Below are 3,328 nucleotides of genomic sequence, written 5' to 3'. Positions count from 1 at the left end.
ACATCGACTTTTTATGATTCGCATCAAAGAAACGCTCGACTAGCTCCTGACCTATCTCGTCGGCTTTCCTCAACCCCGGACATTGCGCGTCCGACCAAGACCCGTCTGCTTGTCGGCTTCCTGCGTCCGATCTGCATACCACTGGCGTATTGCGCTAACCATGACTCGGCTTCCGATTTGGCCGCGATCGCCGATACCTCGGCCCTGCTAGAGTCACCGCTGCGTATCCTGGCATAGTTGGCGCGGCGCGGCCGATGAAGATGGGCACTACTGCCTCGCCGTGACGCTATGATGCAACGTTCAAGTTTGCACGACTGGTGCCCCGGGGTGTTCGTGAGCCGCCGATACTGCTACGATGATCACCCCGGATTTTGGATGGAGCCACCGCCTACTTCCGTTGAACGCGCTGACCGGACATGGCTGCACTAACCTTGCGACAGGACGGGAAGGAGGTACCGTGCCGAAAACGATCGCGATATTGGGCTCCGCCCTCTTCTTTGCGGTTGCGCCCAGCACAGTGGCGGGGCTCGTTCCCTGGTGGATTACGCGTTGGGAGTTTCGGCCGCCCTTCTTCGATCTCGACGCGACGCGCGCCGTCGGGATCCTGTTGATCGTCGCCGGTCTGCCCGGGCTTGTCGACTCGTTTGCGCGCTTTGCGCTGCAAGGATTGGGCACGCCGGCGCCGATCGCACCGACGAAGAACCTCGTGGTGACGGGTCTTTATCGCTACGTGCGCAATCCTATTTACGTTGCCCTTGTCGCCGTCATTCTGGGTCAAGCGGCCTTGTTCGGCGACCAGCGCCTTCTTGGGTACGGTGTGTTGGTGTGGCTCGCCTTCCACGCGTTTGTCGTGGGGTACGAGGAGCCGGTGCTCGTTCGTAGGTTCGGAACGGAGTACGAGGATTTCCGGGCCAACGTCCCGCGCTGGATTCCGCGGCTCACGCCCTGGCGAGCCGCACGACGCCGGAATCATTCGTGACGCGGGCGCCGCCGCGGGAAGGGCGTGGTAGCGTGCCCTGTCGTAAAATCGCGCGCCACGGCCGATGAAGATGGGCACTACTCCCTCGCGATTCCCCTATGATGCTGCAGCCCGCGATGCGCTCCAATTGGCAAGTCTGCGATGCTACTACTACGGTCAGGCCCTTACGTTGAAACTTCACAATCCTTCGAGCATAATCATCACGTCGGTCGCGGCGCTTCGGCGCAATGCGATGAGCGGTTGGTATTCCGGTGCCCGGTACCAATTTTTGATCGATGCAATATCGGGAAATTCGATGATAACCACCCGATTGGGTCTCCAATCCCCCTCCAGTATTTCGTGTGAACCCGCCTTTGTGAGATACCGGCCGCCGAAGCGCTCGACCATCGGCACTACCTTTGCAAGGTAGTCGTCAAACAACGCAACATTAGAGATTTCGTGTTCACCAATGTAATAAGCGGGCATGTGCGTTCCATTTGCCAAAAGCAGACTTCAAACAGTCGACGTCAAGTTCAGCCCCTCGTCATTCCGGCAAGCCCGCCCTACCCAAGTCCTCAAAACCAAAGCTGAGCTTATCGCGTACTTGATCATGCGCGACGCCCGAAACCATGATGCCGCCGGGATCGGCCAGCGCCTCCAGACGCGCCGCCACATTGACGCCGTCTCCGAAAATGTCATCACCATCGAAAATGATGTCGCCGACATTGATGCCAATAGCCGGCAACGTCGCCGGCGAAAATCGCGGCCAGCCTGCGGTCTACTTGGTCGTTGGGCATATGATGGCTCCGGCGAGCCTCCAATTGCCCGGAAAGATAGCATAGAGAGACCTCGAAGGTCAGTATCGATATCGCCAATCGGTGCCCTTCGCGGCGAGATAAGCGGCTTGTGGAGAGTGAGTCAGGGTCGAATCCCGGCATTTCCGCATTGGGTCAATGAACGAACCCGCTCCCGCGGGAGGGCGCCGGCTGGGCGGTCGGGCGTATTACGTCTGCCACCGTAATCCAGCGTTTCCCGCAACCACCATTCCCGAGCTCATCGCCTACGCCAAGGCAAACCCGGGCGAGATCAACATGGCCTCCGGCGGCAACGGAACGCCGCATCATCTCGCGGGCGAGCTGTTCAAGATAATGACCGGCGTGAACATGGTGCACGTGCCCTATCGCGGTGAGGCGCCGGCCTTGACCGACCTCATGGCCGGGCGGGTGCAGGTCATGTTCGTGCTCGCGGGCACCTCGATCGAGCACGTTCGCGCGGGTCGGCTGCGGGCACTGGCAGTCACGACCACGGAGCCGTTAGCGGCGCTGGCCGACGTTCCGACCGTGGCGCAATTCGTTCCCGGCTACGAGGCGAGCGGCTGGTTCGGCCTGGGGACGCCGAAAGCGACGCTCGGCACGATCGTGGAGAGGCTGAACCGGGAGGTCAACGGGGCACTCGCTGAACCAGCCATGGCGGCGCGCCTCATGGCATTGGGCGTGGTGCCCAAACCGATGACGTCCAAGCATTTTGCTGACCTTATCGAGGCCGAGACCGCGAAGTGGGCCGCGGTGATTCAAGCAGCCGGGGTCAAGGCGGAGTGAGCCGACGGCGTGGCCGCGCGGTGTGGCCACCTGGATCCCGCAGCGAGTCGAAGACGACGACTAAGACAGGAGACCGACAATGAGACAAATTGCTTCACCGCTATCATTGACGCGATGTGCCAAAGCACAAAAGCGGACTATGACCGCACAGTTGTTTTTCGTCGAAAATTGGACGCCGTCCATCCAATCAATTGTCCTGCAAGCCAACCAATCAAACCGAGAAATGGTATGGGCGCGGTGAGCGCAGAGATAACAAAAGCAACGCCGAAGCCGGCATCAAATTTATACAAATCGTATTCCAGGATCGGCAACATGACATCACTCTGAGCTTATTTCCGCGATCTCGTGATGATCGACCGTTGAGCAGTGCAGCGCTTGGCGTGTCGAGGCAAATCAATGTCCGCCTTTGGGTCAAAAGCTGGCCTTCGCTACATCGGTAGCGACCGCAAACCCGCCATCCGTCGCCGATAACGCACGATAAGTTCAATCCGTAATTCAAGAGCACACCTCCGAGCAGCGGCTCCCAAACGCTATCCTGTGAAATGCTGCCGATCTGATCACGGCGCTGTTTCCGCCCGCCGGGCTGATAACGGCTGGGCCGTATTGGTGGCTAGGAGAGCGACGGACCGGCCGGTCGGTGCCCGTGCAGTGATAGTTACCATTTGACGTCCGTTGTGGGTCAATGATCGGCTCGCGCGCGTGATGCGAACCGACTGACGGGATGATGAACAGATGCCGATGATTTGCACGACGGGCAAGTGCAATTTTAGCT

The 3,328-nt window shown here is 59.6% G+C and carries 6 protein-coding genes; 3 read left to right on the top strand and 3 right to left on the bottom strand.

Annotated features, from left to right (window positions below):
• Both ABSG20_RS32930 and ABSG20_RS32925 read left to right on the top strand, forming a co-directional pair.
• On the top strand, positions 1-237 hold a 237-nt coding region (locus tag ABSG20_RS32930; protein WP_423868622.1), incomplete at its 5' end, for a hypothetical protein.
• Positions 238-457: 220 nt separating this feature from the next.
• A complete protein-coding gene (locus ABSG20_RS32925; protein ID WP_423868621.1) occupies positions 458-979 on the top strand; it encodes a methyltransferase family protein in 522 nt (173 codons plus the stop codon).
• Positions 980-1,156: 177 nt separating this feature from the next.
• Here the strand turns inward: ABSG20_RS32925 and ABSG20_RS32920 are convergent, their stop codons facing one another.
• Both ABSG20_RS32920 and ABSG20_RS32915 read right to left on the bottom strand, forming a co-directional pair.
• Positions 1,157-1,444, bottom strand: a complete 288-nt coding sequence (locus tag ABSG20_RS32920) for a DUF1330 domain-containing protein (RefSeq protein WP_423868620.1) — start codon at positions 1,442-1,444, stop codon at positions 1,157-1,159.
• Positions 1,445-1,502: 58 nt separating this feature from the next.
• A complete protein-coding gene (locus tag ABSG20_RS32915; protein WP_423868619.1) occupies positions 1,503-1,703 on the bottom strand; it encodes an adenylate/guanylate cyclase domain-containing protein in 201 nt (66 codons plus the stop codon).
• A 208-nt stretch (positions 1,704-1,911) separates the two neighbouring features.
• Between ABSG20_RS32915 and ABSG20_RS32910 the strand changes: the two genes are divergently transcribed.
• On the top strand, positions 1,912-2,556 hold the full coding sequence (locus tag ABSG20_RS32910) for a tripartite tricarboxylate transporter substrate-binding protein (RefSeq protein ID WP_423868618.1): 645 nt from the start codon (positions 1,912-1,914) through the stop codon (positions 2,554-2,556).
• 137 nt (positions 2,557-2,693) lie between these two features.
• Here the strand turns inward: ABSG20_RS32910 and ABSG20_RS32905 are convergent, their stop codons facing one another.
• Positions 2,694-2,870 (bottom strand): hypothetical protein, encoded by a 177-nt coding sequence (locus ABSG20_RS32905; RefSeq protein ID WP_423868617.1) that lies wholly within the window; start codon positions 2,868-2,870, stop codon positions 2,694-2,696.
• Between the last annotated feature and the right edge of the window lie 458 nt (positions 2,871-3,328).

Origin of the sequence: Bradyrhizobium sp. (genome assembly GCF_049512235.1) — a bacterium.
GTDB lineage: Bacteria > Pseudomonadota > Alphaproteobacteria > Rhizobiales > Xanthobacteraceae > Bradyrhizobium.
Note: the sequence above shows the minus strand (reverse complement) of the source record. Positions and strands in the feature narration are given on the sequence as shown.

Excerpts from the sequence above, each read along its gene's own strand:
- ABSG20_RS32905 (WP_423868617.1), bottom strand. The coding sequence starts at position 2,870 with ATGTTGCCGATCCTGGAATACGATTTGTATAAATTTGATGCCGGCTTC.
- ABSG20_RS32920 (WP_423868620.1), bottom strand. The coding sequence starts at position 1,444 with ATGCCCGCTTATTACATTGGTGAACACGAAATCTCTAATGTTGCGTTG.
- ABSG20_RS32910 (WP_423868618.1), top strand. The coding sequence starts at position 1,912 with ATGAACGAACCCGCTCCCGCGGGAGGGCGCCGGCTGGGCGGTCGGGCG.